The sequence below is a fragment of the Actinokineospora sp. genome, from assembly GCF_050699995.1.
In the GTDB taxonomy this organism is placed as follows: Bacteria; Actinomycetota; Actinomycetes; order Mycobacteriales; family Pseudonocardiaceae; genus Actinokineospora.
In genome coordinates, this window is record NZ_JBOHGC010000134.1 from 38479 (window position 1) to 60481 (window position 22003).

Here is a 22003-nt window from a genome sequence, read left to right on the forward strand (position 1 = left end):
CGAGCTCAAGCCATCACAGGACGACGGTCGGGGTGACCACTGTGCGCGGCTTGCCGCCGTTCATCCGGACAAGGATCTGCGTGGTCCCACGCGGCACCTCAGTCAGCACGAACCGGCCGCCCACATCCGCGGTCGTCGCCGTCGACCCGTGGTCGGCGACCCGGACCTCGACACCATGCTCGCCCGCCGGCACAAGCCAGCCGTCGATGCGCTGACGCTCACCGGTGCGGGTCACGTTGACCATGACGGTGAGGTCGCCGACGAAGAACGTGATCGTCCCCGGCGCCCCGCTGCGCACGCCGACCAGCGGCCGCTGGTCGGCCCAGCGCGCGGCCTCCAGTTCGACCTCGGCGTCGATGTCCTCGATGGCGATGGCGAACTGGGCCCGCGCGACGAGGCCGACGGGCACCGGGTCGAGGTCATCTACCAGATGGGCGACTTGGGCCAGCCAGAAGTCCCGCTCGGCCGGTTCCATCTCGTACTCGTCTTTGGTTCTCATTTGACCCCGTCCCCATTGTCGTACAAGTCGCGCAACGAGCTCAGGCACCGACCGCGGGTGGGGCCGATGCTGCCGTGCGGCATCCCCATCCGATCGGCGACCACTCGGTATTCGGCCCGGCCCGCCAGCACGGTCAGGCGCAGCAGCTCCTGGCAGCGCGGCGGGAGTTTGCGGAAAGCGGCCCATAGCTTGTGGTCGCGTTCACCGCGCAGGACTTCGGCCTCGGGCATCGGCTCGGTGCTGAGCACGTGCTCGGCGATCTCCGGCGACAGCTCGATCTGCCCGTTCCCGCGCTGCCGGGTCCGGTTCGCCTCGCGGCGTGCGGTCGTGATGAGCCAGCCCACCAGGGCGCGGGGTTCGGCGAGCCGGTCGACGTGGCGCAGCAGCGCCAGCCACACCGTCTGCACGACGTCTTCTGCCGCGGTCCGGTCAAGGCCCGTGCCGCGTGCGACATGCCAGACCAATGGCGTCAGCTCGGCCACGAGCACGTCGAGCGCGCCCTTGTTGCCGCTGCGTGCCGCGATCATGCAGGCCGCATGCCGGTCTGACCCTTCCAGCCCTTCCCAGGGCGGATTGGTCCCTACCGTGCGGAGCTCGCTCACCGCTCCCACCCCATCTTCCGTCTGCCGGGGTTGTGCATTCTCGTGCCAATGGTTACATCGCTGTGAAGTGGGCTGATGCGTCGCATCCGAATTGACCTCACCCAAACTGATGAACCCATCCCGAACATTCGTCACAGTGCGTGGAGGACGAACGTGAGCGCCTGCTGCGCCTCGCCCTCCCACGGTCGGGCCAGCTCGGCCCGGAGCTCGTGCAGCCCCGCCGCGGTCACGTCGAACGCGAGCCTGCGCACACCCGCCGAGCCCGGCATGTCCACCTTCGCACCAGCGTGCGTGACGTGCTCGTCGGCCACCATCCGCAGCGTCACCGGCAGTCGCCAGCGCCAGCGGTAACCGGTGCTCAGCGACTCCGGCAACCGCAGCTCCACCGTGTCGCCACGGTGCAGCTCCGTCGGCCCGTCGGCGTCTGTCGCCGACAGGTGAACCAGCGCCATCGGTGGCTCCTCTGCACATGGGATCAGACCGCGGCCGGGCAGGCGCCGAGCTGCGGTCGCGGCCTTGTCTCGGCGGCGGCCACCCTCAGTCGGTCGGGGTTCATCGCCACTCCTCGCGGTCCGAGTATTTCTCCGGTCACCTGCAAGAGGCGGGTTGCCGTGCCTGGATACGTCCCCGACCGGCCAATTTGCCGATCACCGGCAATGGCGTGGCTAATCTGGATGGGTGATCTGGAACATCGCCGGAAGCCTGACCGTCGTGCCCGCCCTGGACCACGCGGATCTACTCGCCGAGCCGGTGGCGAAAGCGCTTGCCACGGTGGACGGGGCCGATCGCGTCGGCGTGGCCCGCATCGATCCCGACCTCGCCGACACCGCCGCGTTCTGCGACGCCTACGGCTCGCCGCTCACCGTGTCGGCCAACTGCGTGGTCGTCCTGGGCAAGCGCGGCGGCGAGGAGAAACTCGCCGCCTGCCTGGTGCTCGCCACCACGCGCGCCGACGTCAACGGCGTCGCCCGACGCAGGCTCGACGTGCGCAAGGCGTCGTTCGCGCCGATGGACCGCGCGGTCGAGGCGACCGGCATGGCCCACGGCGGCATCACCCCGATCGGCCTGCCCGCCGACTGGCCGCTGCTCATCGACGCCGCCGTCGCCGCCGCACCCGAGCTTGTCATCGGCAGCGGAATCCGCGGCAGCAAGTTGTTCGTCCCGGGCGACGTGCTCGCCGCGCTGCCTGGCGCGGAGGTCATCGAGGACCTCGCCCGCTGAAGAACCTACGAACGTCGGTAGCCGAGAACGTGCCTGGTCAGGTCCTATTTGCCAGAGAACCTTGAAAGGGGCGTGCCGTGACGGCGCAGTTCGATGTGGACGGTCTGACCACCGAGCGGGCCACCGTTCGCGTGGGCGTGGTCGACGACGAGCCGATGGCGCGCGCGTTCGTCTCCAAGATCCTCAGCTCCGCCCCTGACCTGCAGGTGGTCGGTGAGGGCGCCGATGGTGGCGAGGCGCTGCAGCTGGCCCGCACCCAGGACCTCGACGTCCTGCTGCTGGACCTGAAGATGCCCCGGATGGATGGTCTTGACGCGCTCCGCGAGCTGCGCAGGCTGCCGACCATGCCCGCCGTGGTGGTGCTCACCACGTTCCACGCCGACCAGGCCGTGGCCTCCGCGCTGCGGCTCGGCGCGAAGGGCTTCCTGCTCAAGCACGTCGACCCGGCCGAGCTGGTGCGCGCGGTCCGCGTCGCGGCGCGCGGCGGTGCCGTGCTTGACCCGACGCTGACGCACGACCTGATGGGCCACCTCGCCTCCCACCACCTCGACCGCATCGGCGCCGCCGCCGAGGTCGCCCGGTTCTCCGCGCGCCTGCGCGACGTGCTGCGGCTGGTCGGCATGGGACGCAGCAACAACGAGATCGCCGAGGAGCTGCGCCTGTCGGACTCGACGGTGCGCGGGTACGTCTCGGAGATCCTGGCGGCCACCGGCTGCTCGAACCGGGTCACCGCGGCGGTCCTAGCGCAGCGCGCCGGCCTGCTGGACTGACTCGGCGTAGTTCCGCAGCAGGGTCACTGCTTCGTCGATGTCGTCGGTGACCATGATCCATGGCTCCGCTTCGCGCCCGCGCGCGAGCCTGCGGACCAGGGGCGCGGCGGGCACGTCCTCGTTCCAGAACCGGCTGCCGAGGAAGATCATCGGCGCTGGCGGGCCGATCGACGAGTAGTGGTTCTGCGTGTAGTCCTGGAAGACCTCCTGGACCGTGCCCGCGCTCCCCGGGGTGTAGACGATGCCGCCGGTGGCGATGGTCAGCAGGCCGTCCTCGCGCACCGAGTTGGCGAAGTACTTCGCGTGCAGCTCGCAGAACGGGTTCGGCGGCTCGTGGCCGTAGAACCACGTGGGGATGCCGATCGTGCGCGGGGTGTGGTCGACGGGCAGGTCGACCGCCAGGCCCGCGGCCAGCCAGGTGCCGATCTCGCTCGCGTCGACCGTGGCGCCGCTCGCGAACTTCGGCGCGATGGCGAGTGAGCGCACCACGTCGTTCACAGAGTCCACAGAGGACGTGTGGGAGAGCCGCACGCCCAGCGGGACCGCCTCCATGGCGCCCGGTCCGCCGCCGGTCAGGACGGTGAAACCCTCCTGGCCGAGGGTGACGCCGAGTTCCACCGCGTCGCGGTATCCGGGTGAGTCGCGGGTCAGTGCGTGGCCGCCCATCACCGCCACCGGGTGGCCGGTCATGGCGTCGGCGAGCGCCTCGGAGATGCTGTGGTCGTGCAGCCGCTCGGTCAGCGCGTGCAGCGGGTCGAGCTTGGTTTCCTTGGTGTGCCGGTAGATCCGGGCGTCCGGGGTGCCCGCGTAGGACTCCGGGCGGGCGGGGTCGAAGCCGTCGAACAGCTCGGTGGCGGTGTAGAGGGTCGACCGGTACATGTCGTACGGCAGGTCGGGGACGGCGGGGAACGCCAGTGCGCCCGCCGCCTCCGCTCGCCTGGCCGCCTCCGGGGTGAGGACGCAGCCGAGCAGCAGCGCGTCGTCCAGGGCTGTGCGCAGCAGCGCGTCGTCCTCGCGGGCGGTCAGGTCGAGCCGGACGAGCACGACTCCCCGCAGGTCGCGGTTCTCCGCGCGGTGGCGGCGGAGCGTGTCCAGGTCGGTGATCTCAGTCCGCACGCGAGTAGCGTACGGGCGTCGCCGATTCGAAGTACGGAGAACGATGAACCAGGTCCAGGCTGTCGCCGAACAGGTGATCAATGTCCCCGTCGAGCAGGCTCGCGCCGCTGTCGCGGACTACGCGGGCGTGCGCGGGAAGATCCTCACCGAGCACTACCGCGACTACGAGGTCCGCTCCGGCGGAACCGGTCCGGGCACGGTCGTGCACTGGACGCTGCAGGCCACCGCGAAGCGGGTCCGCGACGTGCTGGTCGAGGTCAGCGCGCCGCAGCCGGACGTGCTGGTCGAGGCCGACAAGAACTCCACGCTGATCAGCACCTGGACCGTCGAGGGGTCCGGGGACACGAGCACCGTGCGGGTCGTCACGACGTGGGAAGGCGCCAACGGCGTCGGCGGGTTCTTCGAGCGGATCTTCGCCCCGGCGGGCCTGCGCCGCATCCACGGCGAGCTGCTGGCCAACCTGAAGCGGGAACTGGAGAGCTGATGACCGCCGCCCTGGAAGTGCATCTCGCCGGCAGGCCCAAAGGTGTGCCGAGGCTGGAGAACTTCGCCTTCGTCGAGACCTCGCTGCCCGCTCCGGCGGCAGGCGAGATCCTGGTGCGCAACCACGTCATGAGTCTCGACCCGTACATGCGGGGACGGATGAGCGCCGCGAAGTCTTATGCCGAGCCATATGCGCTCGGTGAGGTGATGCACGGCGGGGCGGTGGGCGAGGTACTTGAGTCCACTGTGGACTCGCTGGCGCCGGGCGACTTCGTGTTGCACGGCGCCGGGTGGCGCGACCACGCGATCGTGCGGGCGGACGCGGTCGCCAAGGTCGACCCGACGGTCTCGCCGCTGGGCGGGGCGGACAAGGTCCAGCACCTGCTCGACCTCGGCTTCGACGCCGCGCTCGACTACAAGGCGGCGCCAATCGGCGAACAGCTGGCCTCGGCGGCGCCCGACGGCATCGACGTGTACTTCGACAACGTCGGCGGTGACCACCTGGAAGCCGCCATCTCGGCGATGAACGTCCACGGCCGGATCGCCGTGTGCGGCATGATCTCGCTCTACAACGCGACCGAGCCCACGCCCGCGCCGCGAAACCTCATGCAGATTGTCGGCAAGCGCATCACGATGCGCGGCATGCTGGTGAGCGACCACGCGGCCCGCCGTGCGGACTTCGTTCGCGAGGTCGGCGGTTGGATCAAGTCCGGCGAACTGCGCTACACGGAGACCGTGGTCGACGGCCTGCGCAACGCGCCTGAGGCGTTCCTTTCGCTGCTCAGCGGCGGCAACACGGGGAAGATGCTGGTGCGGCTGGTCTAGCCGATCGCCGGAAGCAGCGGCGCGAACAGCCGCGTGCGGTCGCCCGGCAGCGGCACGCCGCCGACGACCATGGATGTGGCCTGGAAGAGGACTTCCAGGCCATTTTCCTTGCACCAGGTGGGCAGTTCCGACTGCGCGGGGTCGAGGTCGATGCGAATCCGGCCGCCTGCCGCCAGATCCCCGATCAGCGCCCGTGCGTCGGCTTCGTCGGCGGCGATCACTGGGCCGATCTGGGTGTAGTCCTGTGTCGACATCGCCCGGGTGGCCGCCGCGTAGCCGGTGATCGACCCGTCGCGCTCGAGGACCCGGATGTGGTCGGCGTACTCGGGCAGCCGGTCGAGAACGTGCGTCCGGTCGATGCCGAGCACCTCTGCGTCCAGCCGGCGGATCGCGGGAAGATCGGCAGCCGTCGCCGGGCGCGTGGTGTGCTCCGCGGTTCCGGTGAAGCCGCCGAGGAAGACGTCGCAGCCGGAAGCGGCTTCGAAGCCAAGCTTTTCGTAGAGCGGCCTGCCGTAGGAGGTCGCGTAGAGGGTGACAATGCTGTCACCCGCCTCGGCCATCACATGGCGCATGATCCGCTTGCCGAGTCCGCGACCCTCATACCGGTCGGCCACCAGCACCATGCTGATCGCCGCCACACCATCGAGGCGCGTGAGAACGGCCGACGCGGCCAGTTTCCCGGCCGCGTCGACGATTCCGTATCCCTGGCCTACCCGCAGCAGGAATTCCCACTTGCGGTCCTCGTACGGCCATTCGCGGTTGTCCGCGAGCTCGAGGCAAGCAGTCAGGTCCACAAGGGACAGCGGGCGAGGATCGGTGGTGGGAACCTGGTCGGCGGGTCGGATGGTCATAGGGAAAGCATGGCGACACAAGGCAGTGCTCGGCAATCGAATTAACCGGCGAAGCACACGGATCGCCGCCCGTCAAACGTCCATCCCCATGCTAAAGAGGCAATGACAGGCCACGGTCGGCCACCTAACCTGGAATCACCGAGTCGGGAGGACAACCGTGAAAACTATTGAGACACAAGGGTTCTGTGCAGTATCTGTGCAGTATCTGTGCCGCGATCCCGTTTCTCATGGCTGCCCCTCGACACGGCACCGGTCACGCCGCTTTCCGTCATTGCCACGCCCCGTCTTGCGAAGCGGCGCCCGTCTTTGCGAGTGCGCGCGTGCGTTGCGGGGCGTGCCTCCGGTCGCCTCCATCGGGTTACCCCGCCGCTCGGAGTGTCGCGTCAGAAGACGACGGTCTTGTTGCCGTGCACGAGGATCCGTCCCTGCAGGTGCGCCCGGAGCCCACCCGCGAGCACGACCTTCTCGATGTCACGCCCCTTGCGCACCATGTCGGCCACTGAGTCGCCGTGGTTCACCCGAATCACGTTCTGCTCGATGATCGGCCCGGCGTCGAGCTCCGCGGTCACGTAGTGGCACGTCGCGCCGATCAGCTTCACCCCACGCTGGTGCGCCTGGTGATATGGGCGCGCGCCGACGAACGAAGGAAGGAAGCTGTGATGGATGTTCAGCGCGCGACCAGTCCACCGCGCGCACAGCTCGGCGGGCAACACCTGCATGAACCGGGCCAACACGATCGCGTCCGGGGTCGCCGCGTCCACCAGTTGTGCCAACTGCGCGAAAGCGGCCGCCTTGCCCTCTGGGTCGCCGGGCGGGAACGGCACGTGGTGGAACGGGATCCCGTGCGCCCGGGTGATGTCGGCGAGGTCGCGGTGGTTGCCGATGACCGCGCGGACGTCGATATCGAGCTCGCGGCCGTGCACGCGGCCGAGCAGATCGTAGAGGCAGTGCCCTTCTTTGGACACCAGAATCACCACGCGCCGCTTGACCCCGGTGTCGATGATGCTCCAGTCCGACAGCGGGCTGAGCTGCCGAGCCACCTCGGCGAACCGCGCCCGCAACTCGTCCACGCCGAACGGCAGCGAGTCAGCCCGGACTTCCTGCCGGGTGAAGAACCAGTTGGTGTCCGGATCGGAGTGGTAGTCCGCCTCGACGATCCACCCACCGGCCTCGGTCAAGAACGACGCGATCCGCGCCACGATCCCGGTCCGGTCCGGACACCCGAGCTTGATCACATAGCGACGTTCGTTCGGCGGCACGCCCCCGATTCTGTCAGGCGCTCGTCGGCCCGCGTGCTCCGGCCGGACCACCCTCACCCCTGTGACCAGCCCGAACATGAATCGCCCTCGACATCCGCCCTGTCATCGCCCTGTCGCCACGATGATCACTCGTACAGTCGAACCGTGAGGAGACACATCGAATTCGCCCGCCTGCACAACTTCCGCGACTTTAGGCGGCTATGCCACCGCCGACGGCCGCACGGTCCGCTGGGGACGGCTGTACCGCTCCGACTCACTGTCCAACCGACCGCCTGGTCGCCGACTGGAAGGAGTCCCACCCCGGCAAGACCCTCACCTGGCTCGGCTACGGCCGCGGCCCCCGGACAGACCTGGCAGCCGACCGCACCCTGATCGCCGCCCTCGAAGCCAACCTCCTGGAGGAAACCACCTGACACTCACCCACCCGCAAGCACCTGAACCCACGACCGGACCGTGGACCGCACGTTCCGCACCTGGGTCGACCGTTCCCCCGGACATCCAACGCAACTCGGGGGACCAGGATCAGCCGCTGCGTCCACGATCGACGTTCCGCCGTGCTGGAACCCACGGCGGGCAGATGATGAAACTGCCCCGCGCCACGCGAGTTTAGGTCCTTCTCCCCCCGAATCAAGGCGAACCACCCGAACAGGCCGTTGGGTTCGGCCCGTTGCGTTTCGTTGTGGTTATTGGGGGTTGGGGCCGAGACAGGCTACGGGGACTTGAGTTGGTTCAGCAGTAGTTGGTCGCCCGTGATGATGGCGGCGCTCGGTCTGCGCCATAGGGCCCGGTAAACCGCGTCGGCGGTGCCGACGATGGCTGCGTCGAAGTCGATCGCGGGGCCCTCGTCGTTGCCCACCTCCACGCCCTGGCCGGGGGCCAGCCGCAGGTTCCACACCCGGCCGGCGTCGGCGGCGTGCAGCAGGACCTCGGCGGGGGCGGCCACGGTGCAGCGGCGGGCGGCGATCAGGGACAGCAGTTCGTCGATGCCGTCCGCGGCGAAGTCGGGGTCGAAAAGGAGCGTGGGCACTGGCAGGCCACGCGCGTGCTCGGCGTCAAGACGGTGGATGGCGGCCTCGTGGGCCGACCTTCGCGCCCACCACATGAGGGTCGTGTGCGGCCACAGTGCCGCGGCGGACAGCAGTGTGTCGCAGAAGGACTCCGGGCTCCACCACGCCAGCAGCTCGCCCCAATCCTCCGGTGCCGGGCGGGGATGGGGCTTCCGCGCCGGGCCAGGACTGGGCTCGGGCCACATGGGACACCAGCTGGTGGACAGTCCACTCCGGACATGTCGGCACCGCCGCTTCCGGGCCCGCGTCGATGGCCGCCGCGCGCAGGGCGGTGGAGTGGAGGCGGATCTGGTCGACTGCCTTGGCGAAGTCCACCGTCCGACCTTAGAGCGCGCGGCGGGGGATCTGCAGCTCCCCCGCCGGGTGCTAGTCGAGCCTTGTGCGGGCGTACTCGGCCATCGCCGCGCGCAGGAACTCCGCGAGGCGGGGGTCGGTGTCGTCGAACTTCGCCCGGAACCGCGGGTCGTCGGCGTACACGTCGCCGAGGCCCGTGTAGGACTCGCGGTTCGGGGTCCAGAAGCTCGTCAGCCACCGGTGGTGGCCCTCGATCGTCTCCTGCACCAGCGGATCCGCCGGCTCACGTCCCGCGTCGATGTGCGCGACGAGAGCCTCCAGCGACGCCACCCAGGTCTGTCCCTGGTCGCGCCACCAGTCCTCGCCCTTGCCCTTGACCCGCTCGGTCGCGGCGTCCACGTCCGACGCTCCCCACCGCTCGCGGGCCTCCTGCTGCAACGCCGCCTGCCGAGGGGAGTCGAATCCCTCGAACCAGTGCTCAACGGTCGTCATCTTGTGTCCTCCCTCCACATCCTTGATCGTCCGGGAGACGGTCTCGGCCAGCCGGTCGAACCGGTCGCGCTCGGCGAGCAGCCAGCGGTGGTGCAGGCGCAGCGCCTCCACCTTGTCGCGGCCGTTGTCGACGATCTCGGCGATCGCGTCGAGACCCAGCCCCAGCTCACGCAGGACCAGGATCTGCTGCAGCCGCAGCAACTGCTGCTGCCCGTAGTAGCGGTAACCGTTGTGGCCCACCGACTCCGGCGGCAGCAGCCCGATGTCGTCGTAGTGCCGCAGGGTCCGTGACGTCACCTTCGACATCCGCGCGACCTGGGCGATCGACCAGCGCATCCCGTCTCCCTCCTTGCCGAGGTCAACGGTAGAAGTTGACGCAGCGTCAATGTCAAGGCGCGACGGCGGACCACTCCACGGTGACTTCGCCGAGCCGCCAGCGCCGCCGGGTGTCGAGCACCGGCCACCCCGCCGCCGCGAACGCCCGGATGGTCTCCACCCACCGCGCCCGCGGGCCGAAGGGGGCGAACGACGCCGCGGTGGCCCAGCAGCCGTCCAAAGCGGCGAGCAGGTCGTGGACGCGCTCGCCTGGGACATTGCGGTGGATGAGTGCCTTCGGCAGCCGCTCGGCCAGGTCCGAGGGCCGCTCGATCCCGGACGGCAGGCAGGACAGCGTGAACGTGCGGGGTCCGGACGCGTCGAGCGTGATCCAGCAGCAGCGCCTGCCGATCTCGTCGCACGTGCCCTCGACCAGCAGACCGCCGGGCGCGAGCCGCGCGAGCATGGTCGCCCACGCCGCCGCCGACTCCTCCTTCGTGTACTGCCGCAACACGTTGAACGCGCGCAGCAGCACCGGTCGGGCACCCGCGAGCTCGAACCCGCCGCGCCGGAACTCCAGCCTGGGCGGGTCGGCGACCGGCAGGGCAGCGGCTACCCGCTCGGGGTCGATCTCCAGGCCCAGCACCCGCACATCCGCCCGCACGGTGCGCAGCCTGGCCGCCATCTCGACCGTGGTGATCGGCGTCGCGCCGTAGCCGAGGTCGACGGCGAGCGGGTCGGCGGCCGCGGTCAGGGCCGCGCGCACGTCGGGGGACCCGACCAGCCAACGGTCGACCCGGCGCAGCCGGTTCGGGTTGGTCGTGCCGCGCGTCGGGCTGCCGAGGGCTCGGGCTCGACCCGCGGCCAAGCGGGGGGTACGGGCCACGCGCTACTTACCGGCGAGCCACTTCGCGGCGAACTCGGCCTCGGCGGCGAGCAGCCGGTTGACCTGTTCGGCGATGACCGATTCGATCTTGCCACCGATGAACGGGATGCTGACCTTCACCTCGCCGCGGGTCGACCACTCGCTGCCGCCCGCGGTGTCCGCGAGCCGGAACGCGCCCTTGATGTCGCCCGGCACGGCCGAGACGTTCGCCGCGGTCGAGCCGGTGAAAGCGGCTCCGTCCGGCCGCCACGACTCGGTGCGCTCGACGATCAGGTCGCCCTTGATCACGGTGCGCACGACCGAGGGCAGCCGCTGCGCGTCGACACCCTGGCGCAGCTTGAAGGTCACCGTGTCGCCGCTGACCGCGTAGTCCAGCAGCATGGCGTCCTTGCCGCCCAGTTCGCGCAGCCGCGCGTCGAGAAACGCCCGGTCGACGAGCGCGGCGTGGACCTCGGAGGCCGGTCGGGTGAACGCGGCGCGGTGCTCGATGCGGCTAGCCATGGCCAGGAGGTTACCGTTGGGTCCCGTGACCAGCCTCCCACTCGGTGCCGGCGTCCGGACGGACGTTCCGCTCAGCGGCTACACCACCTTGCGCCTCGGTGGTCCGGCCGCCGATTTCGTGGCCGCCGCGACCGCCGCCGAGGTGGTCGACGCGGTCCGCGCGGCCGACGGCACGGGCACCCCGCTGCTTGTTCTCGGCGGCGGATCCAACCTGGTGATCGCCGACGCGGGCTTCGACGGCACCGTCGTGCGGGTCGCCAACCGCGGCAGCAAGATCGACTGCACCTCGCCCGGCCGGGTCCAGCTGACCGTCGAGGCGGGCGAGGACTGGGACACCGTCGTCGCCGGCACCGTGGAGGCCGGGCTCGGCGGCCTGGAGTGCCTCTCCGGCATCCCCGGCTTCGTCGGCGCGACCCCCGTGCAGAACGTCGGCGCGTACGGCGTCGAGATCTCCCAGGTCCTGGTCTCGGTCGACCTTCTCGATCGCGAGACCACCGAGGTGCGCACCCTCGACGTCTCCGAGCTGGGCCTGGGCTACCGCACCAGCATCCTCAAGGGCACCGACCGCGCGGTCGTGCTGCGTGCCCGCTTCGAACTGGTCGACGACGGCATGTCCGCGCCGATCCGCTACACCGAGCTGGCCCGCGCCCTCGGCGTCCGCCAGGACGACCGGGTCCCGGTGGCCGCCGCCCGCGAAGCCGTGCTGACCCTGCGCCGCGGCAAGGGAATGGTCCTCGACCCGCTGGACCACGACACGTGGAGCGCGGGCTCGTTCTTCACCAACCCGATCGTCGCCGACGTCGACATCGAGGGCGTCATGGCCCGCATCGTCGAGCGGGTCGGCCCGGACGTGTCGGTCCCGAAGTACCCCGCGGGCCCCGGCGCGTCGAAGCTGTCGGCCGCCTGGCTGATCGAGCGCGCGGGCTTCGCCAAGGGCCACGAAGGCCCCGGCGGCCGGGTCGCGCTCTCGGCCAAGCACACCCTGGCCCTGACCAACCGCGGCAACGCGACCACGGCGGACCTGCTGGCGCTGGCCGCCGAGGTCCGCGACGGCGTCCGCGCGACCTTCGGCGTCGACCTGCACCCCGAGCCCGTCATGGTGAACTGCGAACTCTAGCGCGCTGGACCCGGTGCGCCCTGGTCGCTGAGGCCTGGGCGCGGGGCTTCATGACGATCTGGTCCAGGTTCACGTGCGGCGACCGGGTCACCGCGAACGTGATCACCTCGGCGACGTCGTCGGCGGTCAGCGGGTCGATGCCCTCGTAGACCTTCTCCGCGCGCTCCTGGTCCCCGTCGAACCGGTTGGCCGAGAAGTCCGTCTCGACCATGCCGGGCAGCACCTCGGTGAACCGCACGGGCTGCCCGAGGTGCTCGCCGCGCAGGGTGCGGTGCAGCGCGGACTGGGCGTGCTTGGCCGCGGTGTACCCGGAGCCGCCGTCGTAGATCTCGGTCGCGGCGATGGACGTCACCGTGACCACGTGCCCGTTGCCGGACGCGACCAGCTTCGGCAGCAGGGCCTTGGTCATCCGCAGGGTGCCCATGACGTTGGCGTCCCACATCCACTGCCAGCGGTCCTCGTCGGCGTCGAGGACGCGGTCGAGACCGCGGGCGCCACCGGCGTTGTTCACCAAGACGTGGCACTGTGGAACCCGGGCGCAGAAGGACTCGATCGACGCCGGATCGGTCACGTCCAACTCGATCGCCTGTCCGCTGACCTCGGCGGCGACCTTCTCGAGCAGGTCGAGGCGCCGGGCGCCCAGGACGACGTCGAACCCGGCGGCCGCGAGGTGGCGGGCGGTGGCCGCGCCGATCCCCGCACTGGCGCCGGTCACTACCGCGATTGCGTTGTTCACGGCGCAATCCTTCCCCACCCGCCGTCAACCATGTATGAGCACGGTCACAGCGACCCCACCCGGGCGGCGGGTGGCGCGTCCCCATCGGTGGGGACGAGACTCGACACAGGAGGCAAGACGGTGAGACGCAGTCGGACGGCAGTGGTGCTGAGGATGCTGGGAACCTTGTTCCTGGCCTTGGCGCTGGTCGCCGGATGCACGTCCGAATCCCCTGGCCCCGGCGGTGGTTCCACCGGCAACGACGAGCCGCCCAAGGCGAAGCTCGTCGCGAGCCCGGCCGCCGACGCCAAGGACGTCCCGCCGACCGAGCCGGTCACGGTGTCGGTCACCGAGGGCACCCTCGACGAGGTCGAACTCACCAACGACGGCGGCAAGCCCGTCGCGGGCGAACTGGCCCCCGACAAGCTCACCTGGAAGTCCGGCGAGGTGCTCGGCTACGCCAAGAAGTACACCTACACGGCGTCCGCGACCGGGACCGACGGCAAGAAGGTCGAGCTCAAGGGCACCTTCACCACCCTCAAGCCCGCGAAGACCCCGCGCGCCACGGTCAACCCCGGCGACAACGCCACGGTGGGTGTCGCGATGCCGATCAGCATCAAGTTCCCCGAGGGCAAGGTGACCGACAAGGCCGCCGTGGAGAAGGCCCTCAAGGTCGAGACGTCGCAGCCGGTCGAGGGCTCGTGGGCGTGGCTGCACGACCAGCAGGTCGACTGGCGGCCCAAGGAGTACTGGCCCGCGGGCACGAAGGTCACCGTCACCGCGAAGCTCTACGGGCTGGCCTACGGTGGCGGCGCCTACGGCAAGGCGGACCTGTCGTCGAAGTTCACCATCGGGCGCAACCAGGTCGTGAAGATCCACACCCCCGACCACAAGATGAACGTCTACCGCGACGGCAAGCTCTTCGCGAGCTACCCGGCGAGCAACGGCAAGGACGCCGACCCGAACCTGAACACGCCCAACGGCACCATGATCGTCATGCAGAAGGACCCGATCGGCGACTTCTCCAACCCGCAGTACGGCTACACCAACGTCAAGAAGAAGTGGGCCGTCCGCTTCTCCAACCACGGTGAGTTCATCCACGAGAACGAGGAGAACCGGGCCAACATCGGCAAGGTCAACTCCTCGCACGGCTGTGTGAACCTGTTCGAGGCCGACGCCAAGGCGTACTTCGACAGCGCGATCATCGGCGACCCGGTGGAGGTCACCGGTTCCCAGGCGAACATGCCGACGACCTCGGATGTCTACGACTGGCTGATCCCGTGGAGCCAGTGGCAGAAGATGTCCGCCCTGCGCTGATCAACCTGGTGTGTCCACACCTGACCCGCGGACGGATGTGACATAGCTCACCGAGCGGTTGGGGAGTCCCGCACTCGGGAAGATTCCGGGGTCGTTTCCGCGTTGGATCTCCCGGGTGGGTCTCCGCCCTTCGCCGAACGCGTCGACGAGGAACCGCGTCCTCCGCCAGCCATGCGGCGGACCGGAAGGGGTGAACCGGGGTGACTCCCACTCAGCTGCGCAAGCCGCGCCGCGTCGCGGTGCTTTCGGTGCACACGTCGCCGCTCGAACAGCCCGGCACGGGCGACGCGGGCGGCATGAACGTCTACATCACCGAGACCGCCACCCGCATGGCCGAGCGCGGCATCGCGGTCGAGGTCTTCACCCGGGCCACGTCCTCGGGTCTGCCCCCGGTGGCCGAACTCGCGCCGGGTGTCCTGGTGCGCCACGTCTCCGCGGGACCGTTCGAAGGTCTCGACCGGGCCGAGCTGCCCGCCGAGCTGTGCGGTTTCACCGCAGGCGTGCTGCGCGCCGAAGCCCGGCGCGAACCCGGCTACTACGACCTCGTGCACTCCCACTACTGGCTCTCCGGCCAGGTCGGCTGGCTGACCCGCAAGCGCTGGGGCGTGCCGCTGGTGCACACCGCGCACACCCTGGCGAAGGTCAAGAACGCCGCGCTCGCCGCGGGCGACACCCCCGAGCCGCGGCAGCGGGTCATCGGCGAGCAGCAGATCGTCGACGAGGCCGACCGGCTGATCGCCAACACCGACGTCGAGGCCGCCCAGCTGGTCTCGCTCTACGACGCCGACCCCGAGAAGGTCGACATCATCGCCCCCGGCGTCGACCTCGAACGCTTCCGGCCCGGCGGCGGGCACGCCGCCCGGGTGCGTCTCGGCATCGCCCCCGACTCGATCGTCTTCGCCTTCGTCGGCCGCATCCAGCCGCTCAAGGCCCCCGACGTGCTGCTGCGCGCGGTCGCCGCGTTGCTCGCGCGCGGGGAGATCGCCCGCGAGCGGCTCGTCGTGCTGGTCGCGGGCGGCCCCTCGGGCACCGGGCTGGAGCAGCCCGCCGCGTTGCAAGACCTGGCTGTCGCGCTCGACATCACCGATGTCGTCCGGTTCCTCCCGCCGCAGTCCGGCGAGGCGCTCGCGGACATTTACCGGGCCGCCGACACCGTGGCCGTGCCCAGCCACAACGAGAGCTTCGGCCTGGTCGCCCTGGAGGCGCAGGCCTGCGGCACACCGGTCGTGGCGGCGGCCGTCGGTGGTCTGCCGGTCGCCGTGGCCGACGGCTTCTCCGGCCTGCTCGTCGCAGGCCACGCGACCGACGACTGGGCCGACACCCTCGGCAGGCTCGCCATGAGCCCCGGCCTGCGTCTCAACCTGGCCGCGGGCGCCGTCCAGCACGCCCACCGCTTCTCCTGGGACCGCACGACCGACGCTCTCATCGCGGCCTACGCCGACGCCGACCACGCGCTGCGCTACTCGCCTGCGCGTGCTGAGGTGGCGGTGTGAGCGATCTAGACACCCTGATCCAGAAGACCCTCGACGAGCGCGAGCTCGCCTACGACCACCCCGCGCCGGGCCGGTTCCTGGTCACCCTGCCGGGGACCAAGAAGCAGCAGACCAACACGTGGTTGATCGTCGGCAACCATGGCCTCGTGGTGGAGGCGTTCGTGTGCCGCCGTCCCGACGAGGCGCACGAGGACGTCTACCGCTACCTGCTGCGCCGCAACGCCAAGCTCTACGGCGTCTCCTACACCGTCGACAAGGTCGGCGACATCTACCTGATCGGCCGGGTCGCGCTGAGTTCGGTCACCGCCGACGAACTCGACCGCCTGCTCGGCCAGGTCCTCGAAGCCGCCGACGGCGACTTCAACCCGATCCTGGAGATCGGCTTCGCCAGCTCCATCCGGCGGGAATGGGACTGGCGGGTCTCGCGCGGCGAGTCGCTGGCGAACCTCAAGGCGTTCGAGCACCTGGTGCAGTCCGAGCGGCAGGATCGGCCGGGACTGACCGAAACCGAGTCGTGATCAGCACTTCGGCAACGTGAAGTGCCTCCGCCGCCGTCTGATGAGGACGACGAAACTGGGAGGCACCGAATGCGCTCGACCAAACAGAGACGATTAGCAGGACTGTTGCTCGCCCTCGCCGCGACCGGCGGGCTGACCGCCTGCGGTTCGTCCGCCTCGGACTCCGGCAGCGCCGCCGCGCCCGCCGAGAACCCCGCCATGGCCCCGGAGGCGGCCACCGGCTACGGCACCTCGGGTGGGGCGGACAAGGCGGCACCCGGTGAGAAGCCGGAGCAGGCCGCGCAGGTCGGGCAGCCCGGCGTCGACCGCAAGCTCGTCCGCACGGCCACGATCGTCCTGGTCACGCCGAATGTGCGCGAGAGCGCCGAGCGGGCGCGCCAGATCGTGGTGGGGACCGGCGGCTACACCGGTCAGGCCGAGGTGGGCGACCGGAGCGCCACGATGACCCTCTACGTCCCGAGCGACAAACTCGACGACACGCTGAGCAAGCTGTCCGCGCCCGAACTGGGCAAGGAGGAGTCGCGCAGCCAGTCCGCGCAGGACGTCACCGAGCAGATCGTCGACGTCGAGAGCCGCATCCAGACCCAGCGGGCCAGCCTGGAGCGGGTGCGGGCGCTGCTGGGCCGGGCCCAGCAGATCTCCGAGATCGTCCAGCTCGAATCCGAGGTGACCCGGCGCGAGGCCGACCTGGAGTCGCTGCTCAAGCGCCGGGAGCGGCTCGCGGGCAGCGTGGCCATGTCGACGGTGACCCTCCGGCTGTCCCGCGACAGCGCGCCCCCGCCGGCGGCGGAGGACGACACGGTGCTCGGCGCCCTCGCGGGCGGCTGGAAGGCGTTCGTCGACACCACGTCGTTCGTCGTGCGGGCGGTCGCGTTGGTGCTGCCGTTCGCCGTGGTCTTGGGGGTCCCGGCCTTCTTCGTCTGGCGCCACCGGGGGCGGTCGCCCCGACCGACGCCGCCGCAGCCCGCCCAGCCGGTGACTCAGGAGTCTTAAGAGGGTCGCGGGGCGATTCAGCGAGGGGGGAGTCGCATATCTGGACCGCCCCGCGACCAAACCCGCTCGGGTCACGTGGCGGGGGAGGCCACGGACACGCTGTGCGGGGGTGCGGCTCGGCAGGGGAGTCGAGCCGCACGGCGGCCACCTCGGGTCAGGGAGTGCGTGGGAGCAGACCCGATGTGGCTTGAGCCAACTTGGCAGACCTGGGCAACCGACACAAGGCCACGTAGTACGCCGATCGTGGAAATAGCTGTCAGTAAGTAACAGTTTTGTCACGGAATCTCAGGCTTTTGCGACTATCGGTTGCCAGTTTCCCAGCTCCACGCGGTCGATTACTCCGATTGGGGCATCCGCTGGACTGCATGTGGTTTCGGTTACATCATCTGGCCCAGTGGCGACCGTCGATCAGCCCACGCGCTCCGGTGGGCGGGGAGACGTCCTTCACGGCCGCGGCCGGCCCCGGATCTGGCAGGCTCAGCGCATGGCAATTGGAACCTTGGTGCTCATCCGGCACGGCGAGAGCGTCTGGAACGCGCAGAACCTGTTCACCGGCTGGGTCGACGTGGAGCTCTCGGAGAAGGGCGTCGCCGAGGCCGCCCGCGGCGGTCACCTCCTGCGTGAGGCGAACCTGCTGCCCGACATCGTGCACACCTCATTGCAGCGGCGCGCGATCTCGACGGCGAACCTGGCCCTCGACGCGGCCGACCGGCACTGGATCCCGGTCAAGCGCGACTGGCGGCTCAACGAACGCCACTACGGCGCCCTGCAGGGCAAGAACAAGAAGCAGACCCTCGAGGAGTTCGGCGAGGAGCAGTTCATGCTCTGGCGCCGCTCCTACGACACCCCGCCGCCGCCCATCGAGAAGGGCAGCGAGTTCAGCCAGGACGGCGACCCGCGCTACGCCGGCATCGAGGCGCCGCTGACCGAGTGCCTCAAGGACGTCGTCACCCGGGTCGTGCCGTACTGGGAGAACGAGATCGTCCCCGACCTGAAGGCGGGCAGGAACGTGCTGGTCGCCGCGCACGGCAACTCGCTGCGCGCGCTGGTCAAGCACCTCGACTCGATCTCCGACGAGGACATCGCCGGCCTCAACATCCCGACCGGCATCCCGCTGCGCTACGACCTCGACGAGTCCGCCGCCCCCACCACCCCCGGCGGCCTCTACCTCGACCCCGAAGCCGCCACCGTCGCCATCGCCAAGGTAGCCAACCAGGGCCGCTGACCTCCCCCGGTGGGTTACTGGTGGGTAGGACACGAATGGGTGAACCGGGGTTGGCTGGGGCGCGAACAAGGGGGCCGTTCGGTGTCAGCACTGTCACTGAACGGCTCGTCGGGCTGGTCCAAACCCCTCCCCACCTGCTTACGATCCTCCTGTGGCCGCGTGGATCGCACTGTCGTGTGGAGTGCTCGTCGGTCTGTTCGTCGGATACCTGGTCGGGCGCGCCCGGCACGGGGATCCGGCCCGCAGGCCGACCGGACCGACCGTTTCGGATCTTGTCCAGCGCTGGGTGCACTCGTCGCACTCCGGTGTCGTCATCCTGAACCACTTCGGCGACGTGGTGATCTACAACCCGCGTGCCGAGGAACTCGGTTTAGTCCGCAACCGCGCGGTTGACGAGCGCGCCCGCAAAGCCTCCGAGCTGGTCCTGGAGACCGGTGACCCGGTGGAGATCGACCTCTCGCCGCTGGAGTCGCGCGGCGGGCGGACCCCGGAAGCCGTGCTCGGCGAGGTCCGGCCGCTGGGCGAGGGCTACACCGTCGTCGACGCCGACGACCAGTCCGACGCCGTGCGCCTCGAAGCGACCCGGCGGGACTTCGTGGCCAACGTCAGCCACGAGCTCAAGACTCCGGTCGGCGCGATGGCGCTGTTGGCCGAGGCCGTGCTCGACGCCGCCGACGACCCGGTCGAGGTGCGCCGCTTCACCACCAAGATCCTGCACGAGGGCAATCGCCTCGGGACTCTGGTGACCGAGCTGATCGCGCTCTCCCGGCTGCAGGGCGCCGAGCGGCTGCCCGACATGAACACCGTCGAGGTCGACGCCGTCGTCCGCGAGGCCCTCGGCCGCGCGCGGCTGGTCATGGAGTCCACCGGCATCGACGTCACCACCGACGCCGACAGCGGTCTGCTCGTCGAAGGCGACCGGACGCTGCTGGTCACAGCCCTGTCGAACCTGCTGGAGAACGCGCTGGCCTACTCGCCGCCGGGCAACCCGGTCTCGGTGAGCCGCTCGCTCGTCGACGGGTTCATCGAGGTCGCGGTGACCGACCGCGGCATCGGCATCGCCGAGGAGGAGCAGCAGCGCGTCTTCGAGCGGTTCTACCGCGTCGACAAGGCACGCTCGCGGGCCACCGGCGGCACCGGGCTGGGCCTGGCCATCGTCAAGCACGTCGCCGCCAACCACGGCGGCGAGGTCAGGCTGTGGAGCAAGCCCGGTCTCGGCTCCACCTTCACCATGCGCATCCCCGCGCACCTGGACGCCCCGGCCACCGCCGGTGCGGACACCCTCAACGGCGCGGAGAAGACCAGGGTGGGCCGCACCGCGGTCGCGTCGCTGGCCGCGTCCGCCGCTCCGTCGAAGTCCGACGGCGCCGGTACCGATCACGGAGGAATGGCATGACGAGAGTGCTGATCGTCGAGGACGAGGAGTCCTTCGCCGACCCGCTCGCCTTCCTGATGCGCAAGGAGGGCTTCACCACGGCCATCGCCGCCACGGGGCAGGACGCGCTGGCGGAGTTCGACCGCAACGGCGCCGACATCGTGCTGCTCGACCTCATGCTCCCCGGGATGAGCGGCACCGACGTGTGCAAGGCGCTCCGCCAGCGCTCGGCCGTCCCGGTGATCATGGTGACCGCCCGCGACAGCGAGATCGACAAGGTCGTGGGGCTCGAACTCGGCGCCGACGACTACGTGACCAAGCCGTACTCCGCCCGCGAGCTGATCGCCCGCGTCCGGGCCGTCCTGCGCCGCGGCGGCGAGGCCGGTGGCGACGGTGAGCTGCTCCCGCAGGTGCTTGCCGCCGGACCGGTCCGAATGGACGTCGAACGCCATGTGGTCACTGTGGACGGTGAGGAGATTCCCTTGCCGCTCAAGGAGTTCGACCTCCTCGAGTACCTGCTCCGCAACGTCGGCCGGGTGCTGACCCGCGGCCAGCTGATCGACCGGGTGTGGGGCGCGGACTACGTCGGCGACACGAAGACCCTCGACGTCCACGTCAAGCGGCTGCGCTCGAAGATCGAGCCGGACCCGGCGTCGCCGCGACACCTGGTGACCGTCCGCGGGCTCGGCTACAAGTTCGAGTCCTGACCTGAGCGGGTAGCGTTCCCCCGGTGCGCCTCGGGGTATTGGACGTCGGATCGAACACGGTCCACCTGCTCGTGGTGGACGCCCACCGGGGCGCCCACCCGACCCCGGCACGGTCGGAGAAGACCGTGCTGCGGCTCGCGGAGCGGATCACGCGCTCCGGCATGCTGTCCAAGGCCGGTGCGGACGAACTCGTCCGCACCGTCGCCTCGGCCAAGGAGTCGTCGGTCCGGCTTGGCTGCGCCGAGATGATGGCGTTCGCCACATCGGCGGTCCGCGAGGCGGGCAACTCCGCCGAGGTGCTGCGCCGGGTCGCGAAGGAGACCGGGGTCGATCTGCAGGTCCTTTCCGGTGAGGACGAGGCCCGCTACACCTTCCTCGCCGCCCGCCGGTGGTACGGCTGGTCGGCGGGGAACTTGCTCGTCCTCGACATCGGCGGTGGCTCGCTGGAGATCGCCGCGGGCATCGATGAGGACCCGGATTTCGCGTGGTCGCTTCCGCTCGGCGCGGGCAGGCTCACCCGGACCCGGTTCACCAGCGACCCGCCCCAGCGCGGTGAGATCGAGTCGGCCACCGACTGGCTCGCCGAGCAGTTGGCCCCCGTGGCCAGGCGTGTCGCGAAGTTCGGGCAGCCTGATCGGGTGGTCGCGACGTCCAAGACGTTCCGCACCCTGGCCCGGCTGACCGGCGCCGCGCCGTCGTCGGCCGGACCGCGGGTGCGGCGCACGCTGACCGAGGCGGGCCTGCGACAGTTGATCGCGTTCATCTCCCGCATGTCCGCGGGTGATCTCGCCGAACTGGAGGGCGTCAGCCCGAGCCGCGCGCACCAGTTGGTGGCCGGTGCACTTGTGGCGCAGGCCACTATGCGAGCGTTATCACTGCCGGAACTGGAGATCGGGCCGTGGGCCCTGCGCGAAGGCGTGATCCTCCGGCGGCTGGACCAGACGAACGGTGGGGACCACACTGTCTCCTCGGACTGAGATAAGTCGGGGACTTCCCGCCCGGGAAGCCTCCGCGGAGCGTGCCGGCACTGGACGGATCGGCCAGCACGGGGCACGGTGGAGTGGATGAGTCAAGAAGGCGGGTCGGAGCGCACCCAGCGCACCGTTGCCGAGTTGCTGGCCAAATACGGCGGCACCTCGGGCGAAAGCGCACCCAGGCGACGGCGCCGCAAGCCCGAGGACGGCTCGGACACGGCGCCGCAGGCGATCATCGAGCGGGTGATGTCCGACAGCGGGAAGATGCTGCCGATCACCGAGGAGCAGGCGCCGCCGGAGCGGGTGTCGCACCGGCAGGGCCGCACCACGCACGCGCCCAAGCCCGCGCCGCAGCGCCGCCAGCCTGCGCCGACGCCGCCCCCGGAGC

The 22003-nt window shown here is 70.2% G+C and carries 24 protein-coding genes and 3 pseudogenes; 15 read left to right on the forward strand and 12 right to left on the reverse strand.

Features of this window, described 5'->3' with window-relative positions:
• Positions 1 to 13: 13 nt before the first annotated feature.
• From ACRDSQ_RS08015 to ACRDSQ_RS08025, 3 genes are all read right to left on the reverse strand, one after another.
• A complete protein-coding gene (locus ACRDSQ_RS08015; RefSeq protein ID WP_431420081.1) occupies positions 14 to 499 on the reverse strand; it encodes a carboxypeptidase regulatory-like domain-containing protein in 486 nt (161 codons plus the stop codon).
• Complete coding sequence (locus ACRDSQ_RS08020) at positions 496 to 1101, reverse strand: RNA polymerase sigma factor (protein WP_431420082.1); 606 nt, start codon at positions 1099 to 1101, stop codon at positions 496 to 498. Before ACRDSQ_RS08020 ends, ACRDSQ_RS08015 begins: the two co-directional genes overlap by 4 nt.
• A 131-nt stretch (positions 1102 to 1232) precedes the next feature.
• Positions 1233 to 1553 (reverse strand): protease inhibitor I42 family protein, encoded by a 321-nt coding sequence (locus ACRDSQ_RS08025; RefSeq protein ID WP_431420084.1) that lies wholly within the window; start codon positions 1551 to 1553, stop codon positions 1233 to 1235.
• A 226-nt stretch (positions 1554 to 1779) separates the two neighbouring features.
• Between ACRDSQ_RS08025 and ACRDSQ_RS08030 the strand changes: the two genes are divergently transcribed.
• Positions 1780 to 2322 (forward strand): YbaK/EbsC family protein, encoded by a 543-nt coding sequence (locus ACRDSQ_RS08030; RefSeq protein ID WP_431420085.1) that lies wholly within the window; start codon positions 1780 to 1782, stop codon positions 2320 to 2322.
• A 77-nt stretch (positions 2323 to 2399) separates the two neighbouring features.
• Positions 2400 to 3092, forward strand: a complete 693-nt coding sequence (locus ACRDSQ_RS08035) for a response regulator (RefSeq protein WP_431420087.1) — start codon at positions 2400 to 2402, stop codon at positions 3090 to 3092.
• Here the strand turns inward: ACRDSQ_RS08035 and ACRDSQ_RS08040 are convergent.
• On the reverse strand, positions 3063 to 4208 hold the full coding sequence (locus ACRDSQ_RS08040; RefSeq protein WP_431420088.1) for an LOG family protein: 1146 nt from the start codon (positions 4206 to 4208) through the stop codon (positions 3063 to 3065). The genes ACRDSQ_RS08035 and ACRDSQ_RS08040 overlap by 30 nt on opposite strands.
• A gap of 43 nt (positions 4209 to 4251) precedes the next feature.
• On the opposite strand from ACRDSQ_RS08040, the gene ACRDSQ_RS08045 reads away from it, so the two are divergent.
• Both ACRDSQ_RS08045 and ACRDSQ_RS08050 read left to right on the forward strand, forming a co-directional pair.
• Positions 4252 to 4692, forward strand: a complete 441-nt coding sequence (locus ACRDSQ_RS08045; protein ID WP_431420089.1) for an SRPBCC family protein — start codon at positions 4252 to 4254, stop codon at positions 4690 to 4692.
• A complete protein-coding gene (locus ACRDSQ_RS08050; RefSeq protein WP_431420091.1) occupies positions 4692 to 5516 on the forward strand; it encodes an NADP-dependent oxidoreductase in 825 nt (274 codons plus the stop codon). The genes ACRDSQ_RS08045 and ACRDSQ_RS08050 overlap by 1 nt, the downstream gene beginning before the upstream one ends.
• On the opposite strand, the gene ACRDSQ_RS08055 is transcribed toward ACRDSQ_RS08050, so the two are convergent.
• Together ACRDSQ_RS08055 and purU are read right to left on the reverse strand one after the other, a co-directional pair.
• Positions 5513 to 6367: a GNAT family N-acetyltransferase gene (locus ACRDSQ_RS08055; RefSeq protein ID WP_431420092.1), complete on the reverse strand. Its 855-nt coding sequence runs from the start codon at positions 6365 to 6367 to the stop codon at positions 5513 to 5515. The genes ACRDSQ_RS08050 and ACRDSQ_RS08055 overlap by 4 nt on opposite strands.
• Positions 6368 to 6750: 383 nt before the next feature.
• A complete protein-coding gene (gene purU, locus ACRDSQ_RS08060) occupies positions 6751 to 7626 on the reverse strand; it encodes a formyltetrahydrofolate deformylase (RefSeq protein ID WP_431420093.1) in 876 nt (291 codons plus the stop codon).
• A gap of 223 nt (positions 7627 to 7849) precedes the next feature.
• Between purU and ACRDSQ_RS08065 the strand changes: the two are divergent.
• Positions 7850 to 8236, forward strand: a pseudogene (locus ACRDSQ_RS08065) (hypothetical protein); the annotation flags it as partial.
• Positions 8237 to 8335: 99 nt separating this feature from the next.
• Here ACRDSQ_RS08065 and ACRDSQ_RS08070 read toward each other — a convergent pair.
• From ACRDSQ_RS08070 to ACRDSQ_RS08090, 5 genes and pseudogenes are all read right to left on the reverse strand, one after another.
• Positions 8336 to 8878, reverse strand: a complete 543-nt coding sequence (locus ACRDSQ_RS08070; protein ID WP_431420094.1) for a mycothiol maleylpyruvate isomerase — start codon at positions 8876 to 8878, stop codon at positions 8336 to 8338.
• A gap of 10 nt (positions 8879 to 8888) precedes the next feature.
• Positions 8889 to 9008: pseudogene (locus tag ACRDSQ_RS08075) on the reverse strand (maleylpyruvate isomerase family mycothiol-dependent enzyme); the annotation flags it as partial.
• A 51-nt stretch (positions 9009 to 9059) separates the two neighbouring features.
• The gene (locus tag ACRDSQ_RS08080; protein ID WP_431420097.1) at positions 9060 to 9815 is read right to left on the reverse strand and encodes a MerR family transcriptional regulator; all 756 of its coding nucleotides are present in this window, start codon (positions 9813 to 9815) and stop codon (positions 9060 to 9062) included.
• A gap of 52 nt (positions 9816 to 9867) precedes the next feature.
• Positions 9868 to 10680 (reverse strand): class I SAM-dependent methyltransferase, encoded by an 813-nt coding sequence (locus ACRDSQ_RS08085; RefSeq protein WP_431420099.1) that lies wholly within the window; start codon positions 10678 to 10680, stop codon positions 9868 to 9870.
• Between the two features lie 3 nt (positions 10681 to 10683).
• Entirely contained in the window at positions 10684 to 11181 is a 498-nt protein-coding gene (locus ACRDSQ_RS08090; protein WP_431420101.1) for a DUF2505 domain-containing protein, read from the reverse strand.
• 25 nt (positions 11182 to 11206) lie between these two features.
• Between ACRDSQ_RS08090 and ACRDSQ_RS08095 the strand changes: the two genes are divergently transcribed.
• Positions 11207 to 12298 (forward strand): UDP-N-acetylmuramate dehydrogenase, encoded by a 1092-nt coding sequence (locus ACRDSQ_RS08095; RefSeq protein ID WP_431420104.1) that lies wholly within the window; start codon positions 11207 to 11209, stop codon positions 12296 to 12298.
• Here ACRDSQ_RS08095 and ACRDSQ_RS08100 read toward each other — a convergent pair.
• Positions 12276 to 13034: an SDR family NAD(P)-dependent oxidoreductase gene (locus ACRDSQ_RS08100; RefSeq protein ID WP_431420106.1), complete on the reverse strand. Its 759-nt coding sequence runs from the start codon at positions 13032 to 13034 to the stop codon at positions 12276 to 12278. The two genes, ACRDSQ_RS08095 and ACRDSQ_RS08100, sit on opposite strands and share 23 nt — an antisense overlap.
• Positions 13035 to 13187: 153 nt before the next feature.
• On the opposite strand from ACRDSQ_RS08100, the gene ACRDSQ_RS08105 reads away from it, so the two are divergent.
• The 9 genes and pseudogenes from ACRDSQ_RS08105 to ACRDSQ_RS08145 all read left to right on the forward strand — a co-directional run.
• Positions 13188 to 14330, forward strand: a complete 1143-nt coding sequence (locus ACRDSQ_RS08105; protein WP_431420108.1) for a L,D-transpeptidase — start codon at positions 13188 to 13190, stop codon at positions 14328 to 14330.
• 200 nt (positions 14331 to 14530) lie between these two features.
• Positions 14531 to 15823 carry a D-inositol-3-phosphate glycosyltransferase gene (gene mshA / locus ACRDSQ_RS08110; RefSeq protein ID WP_431420110.1) on the forward strand — a complete coding sequence of 431 codons (1293 nt, stop codon included), beginning with the start codon at positions 14531 to 14533 and terminating at the stop codon, positions 15821 to 15823.
• Entirely contained in the window at positions 15820 to 16341 is a 522-nt protein-coding gene (locus tag ACRDSQ_RS08115; protein ID WP_431420111.1) for a YbjN domain-containing protein, read from the forward strand. The genes mshA and ACRDSQ_RS08115 overlap by 4 nt, the downstream gene beginning before the upstream one ends.
• Before the next feature lie 69 nt (positions 16342 to 16410).
• Positions 16411 to 17334, forward strand: coding sequence for a DUF4349 domain-containing protein (locus ACRDSQ_RS08120; RefSeq protein ID WP_431420112.1), 924 nt, complete (start codon positions 16411 to 16413; stop codon positions 17332 to 17334).
• 484 nt (positions 17335 to 17818) lie between these two features.
• Positions 17819 to 18559, forward strand: a complete 741-nt coding sequence (locus ACRDSQ_RS08125) for a phosphoglyceromutase (RefSeq protein ID WP_431420114.1) — start codon at positions 17819 to 17821, stop codon at positions 18557 to 18559.
• 151 nt (positions 18560 to 18710) lie between these two features.
• The gene (locus tag ACRDSQ_RS08130) at positions 18711 to 19955 is read left to right on the forward strand and encodes a sensor histidine kinase (protein WP_431420116.1); all 1245 of its coding nucleotides are present in this window, start codon (positions 18711 to 18713) and stop codon (positions 19953 to 19955) included.
• A complete protein-coding gene (locus tag ACRDSQ_RS08135; RefSeq protein ID WP_431420118.1) occupies positions 19952 to 20641 on the forward strand; it encodes a winged helix-turn-helix domain-containing protein in 690 nt (229 codons plus the stop codon). Before ACRDSQ_RS08130 ends, ACRDSQ_RS08135 begins: the two co-directional genes overlap by 4 nt.
• Before the next feature lie 23 nt (positions 20642 to 20664).
• Positions 20665 to 21618 carry a hypothetical protein gene (locus tag ACRDSQ_RS08140; protein ID WP_431420119.1) on the forward strand — a complete coding sequence of 318 codons (954 nt, stop codon included), beginning with the start codon at positions 20665 to 20667 and terminating at the stop codon, positions 21616 to 21618.
• Between the two features lie 87 nt (positions 21619 to 21705).
• A pseudogene (locus ACRDSQ_RS08145) lies at positions 21706 to 22003 on the forward strand (hypothetical protein); the annotation flags it as partial.

Excerpts from the sequence above, each read along its gene's own strand:
- ACRDSQ_RS08070 (WP_431420094.1), bottom strand. The coding sequence starts at position 8,878 with ATGTGGCCCGAGCCCAGTCCTGGCCCGGCGCGGAAGCCCCATCCCCGC.
- ACRDSQ_RS08135 (WP_431420118.1), top strand. The coding sequence starts at position 19,952 with ATGACGAGAGTGCTGATCGTCGAGGACGAGGAGTCCTTCGCCGACCCG.
- ACRDSQ_RS08050 (WP_431420091.1), top strand. The coding sequence starts at position 4,692 with ATGACCGCCGCCCTGGAAGTGCATCTCGCCGGCAGGCCCAAAGGTGTG.
- ACRDSQ_RS08045 (WP_431420089.1), top strand. The coding sequence starts at position 4,252 with ATGAACCAGGTCCAGGCTGTCGCCGAACAGGTGATCAATGTCCCCGTC.
- ACRDSQ_RS08080 (WP_431420097.1), bottom strand. The coding sequence starts at position 9,815 with ATGCGCTGGTCGATCGCCCAGGTCGCGCGGATGTCGAAGGTGACGTCA.
- ACRDSQ_RS08125 (WP_431420114.1), top strand. The coding sequence starts at position 17,819 with ATGGCAATTGGAACCTTGGTGCTCATCCGGCACGGCGAGAGCGTCTGG.
- ACRDSQ_RS08120 (WP_431420112.1), top strand. The coding sequence starts at position 16,411 with ATGCGCTCGACCAAACAGAGACGATTAGCAGGACTGTTGCTCGCCCTC.
- ACRDSQ_RS08055 (WP_431420092.1), bottom strand. The coding sequence starts at position 6,367 with ATGACCATCCGACCCGCCGACCAGGTTCCCACCACCGATCCTCGCCCG.
- ACRDSQ_RS08025 (WP_431420084.1), bottom strand. The coding sequence starts at position 1,553 with ATGGCGCTGGTTCACCTGTCGGCGACAGACGCCGACGGGCCGACGGAG.
- ACRDSQ_RS08090 (WP_431420101.1), bottom strand. The coding sequence starts at position 11,181 with ATGGCTAGCCGCATCGAGCACCGCGCCGCGTTCACCCGACCGGCCTCC.
- ACRDSQ_RS08015 (WP_431420081.1), bottom strand. The coding sequence starts at position 499 with ATGAGAACCAAAGACGAGTACGAGATGGAACCGGCCGAGCGGGACTTC.
- ACRDSQ_RS08105 (WP_431420108.1), top strand. The coding sequence starts at position 13,188 with ATGCTGGGAACCTTGTTCCTGGCCTTGGCGCTGGTCGCCGGATGCACG.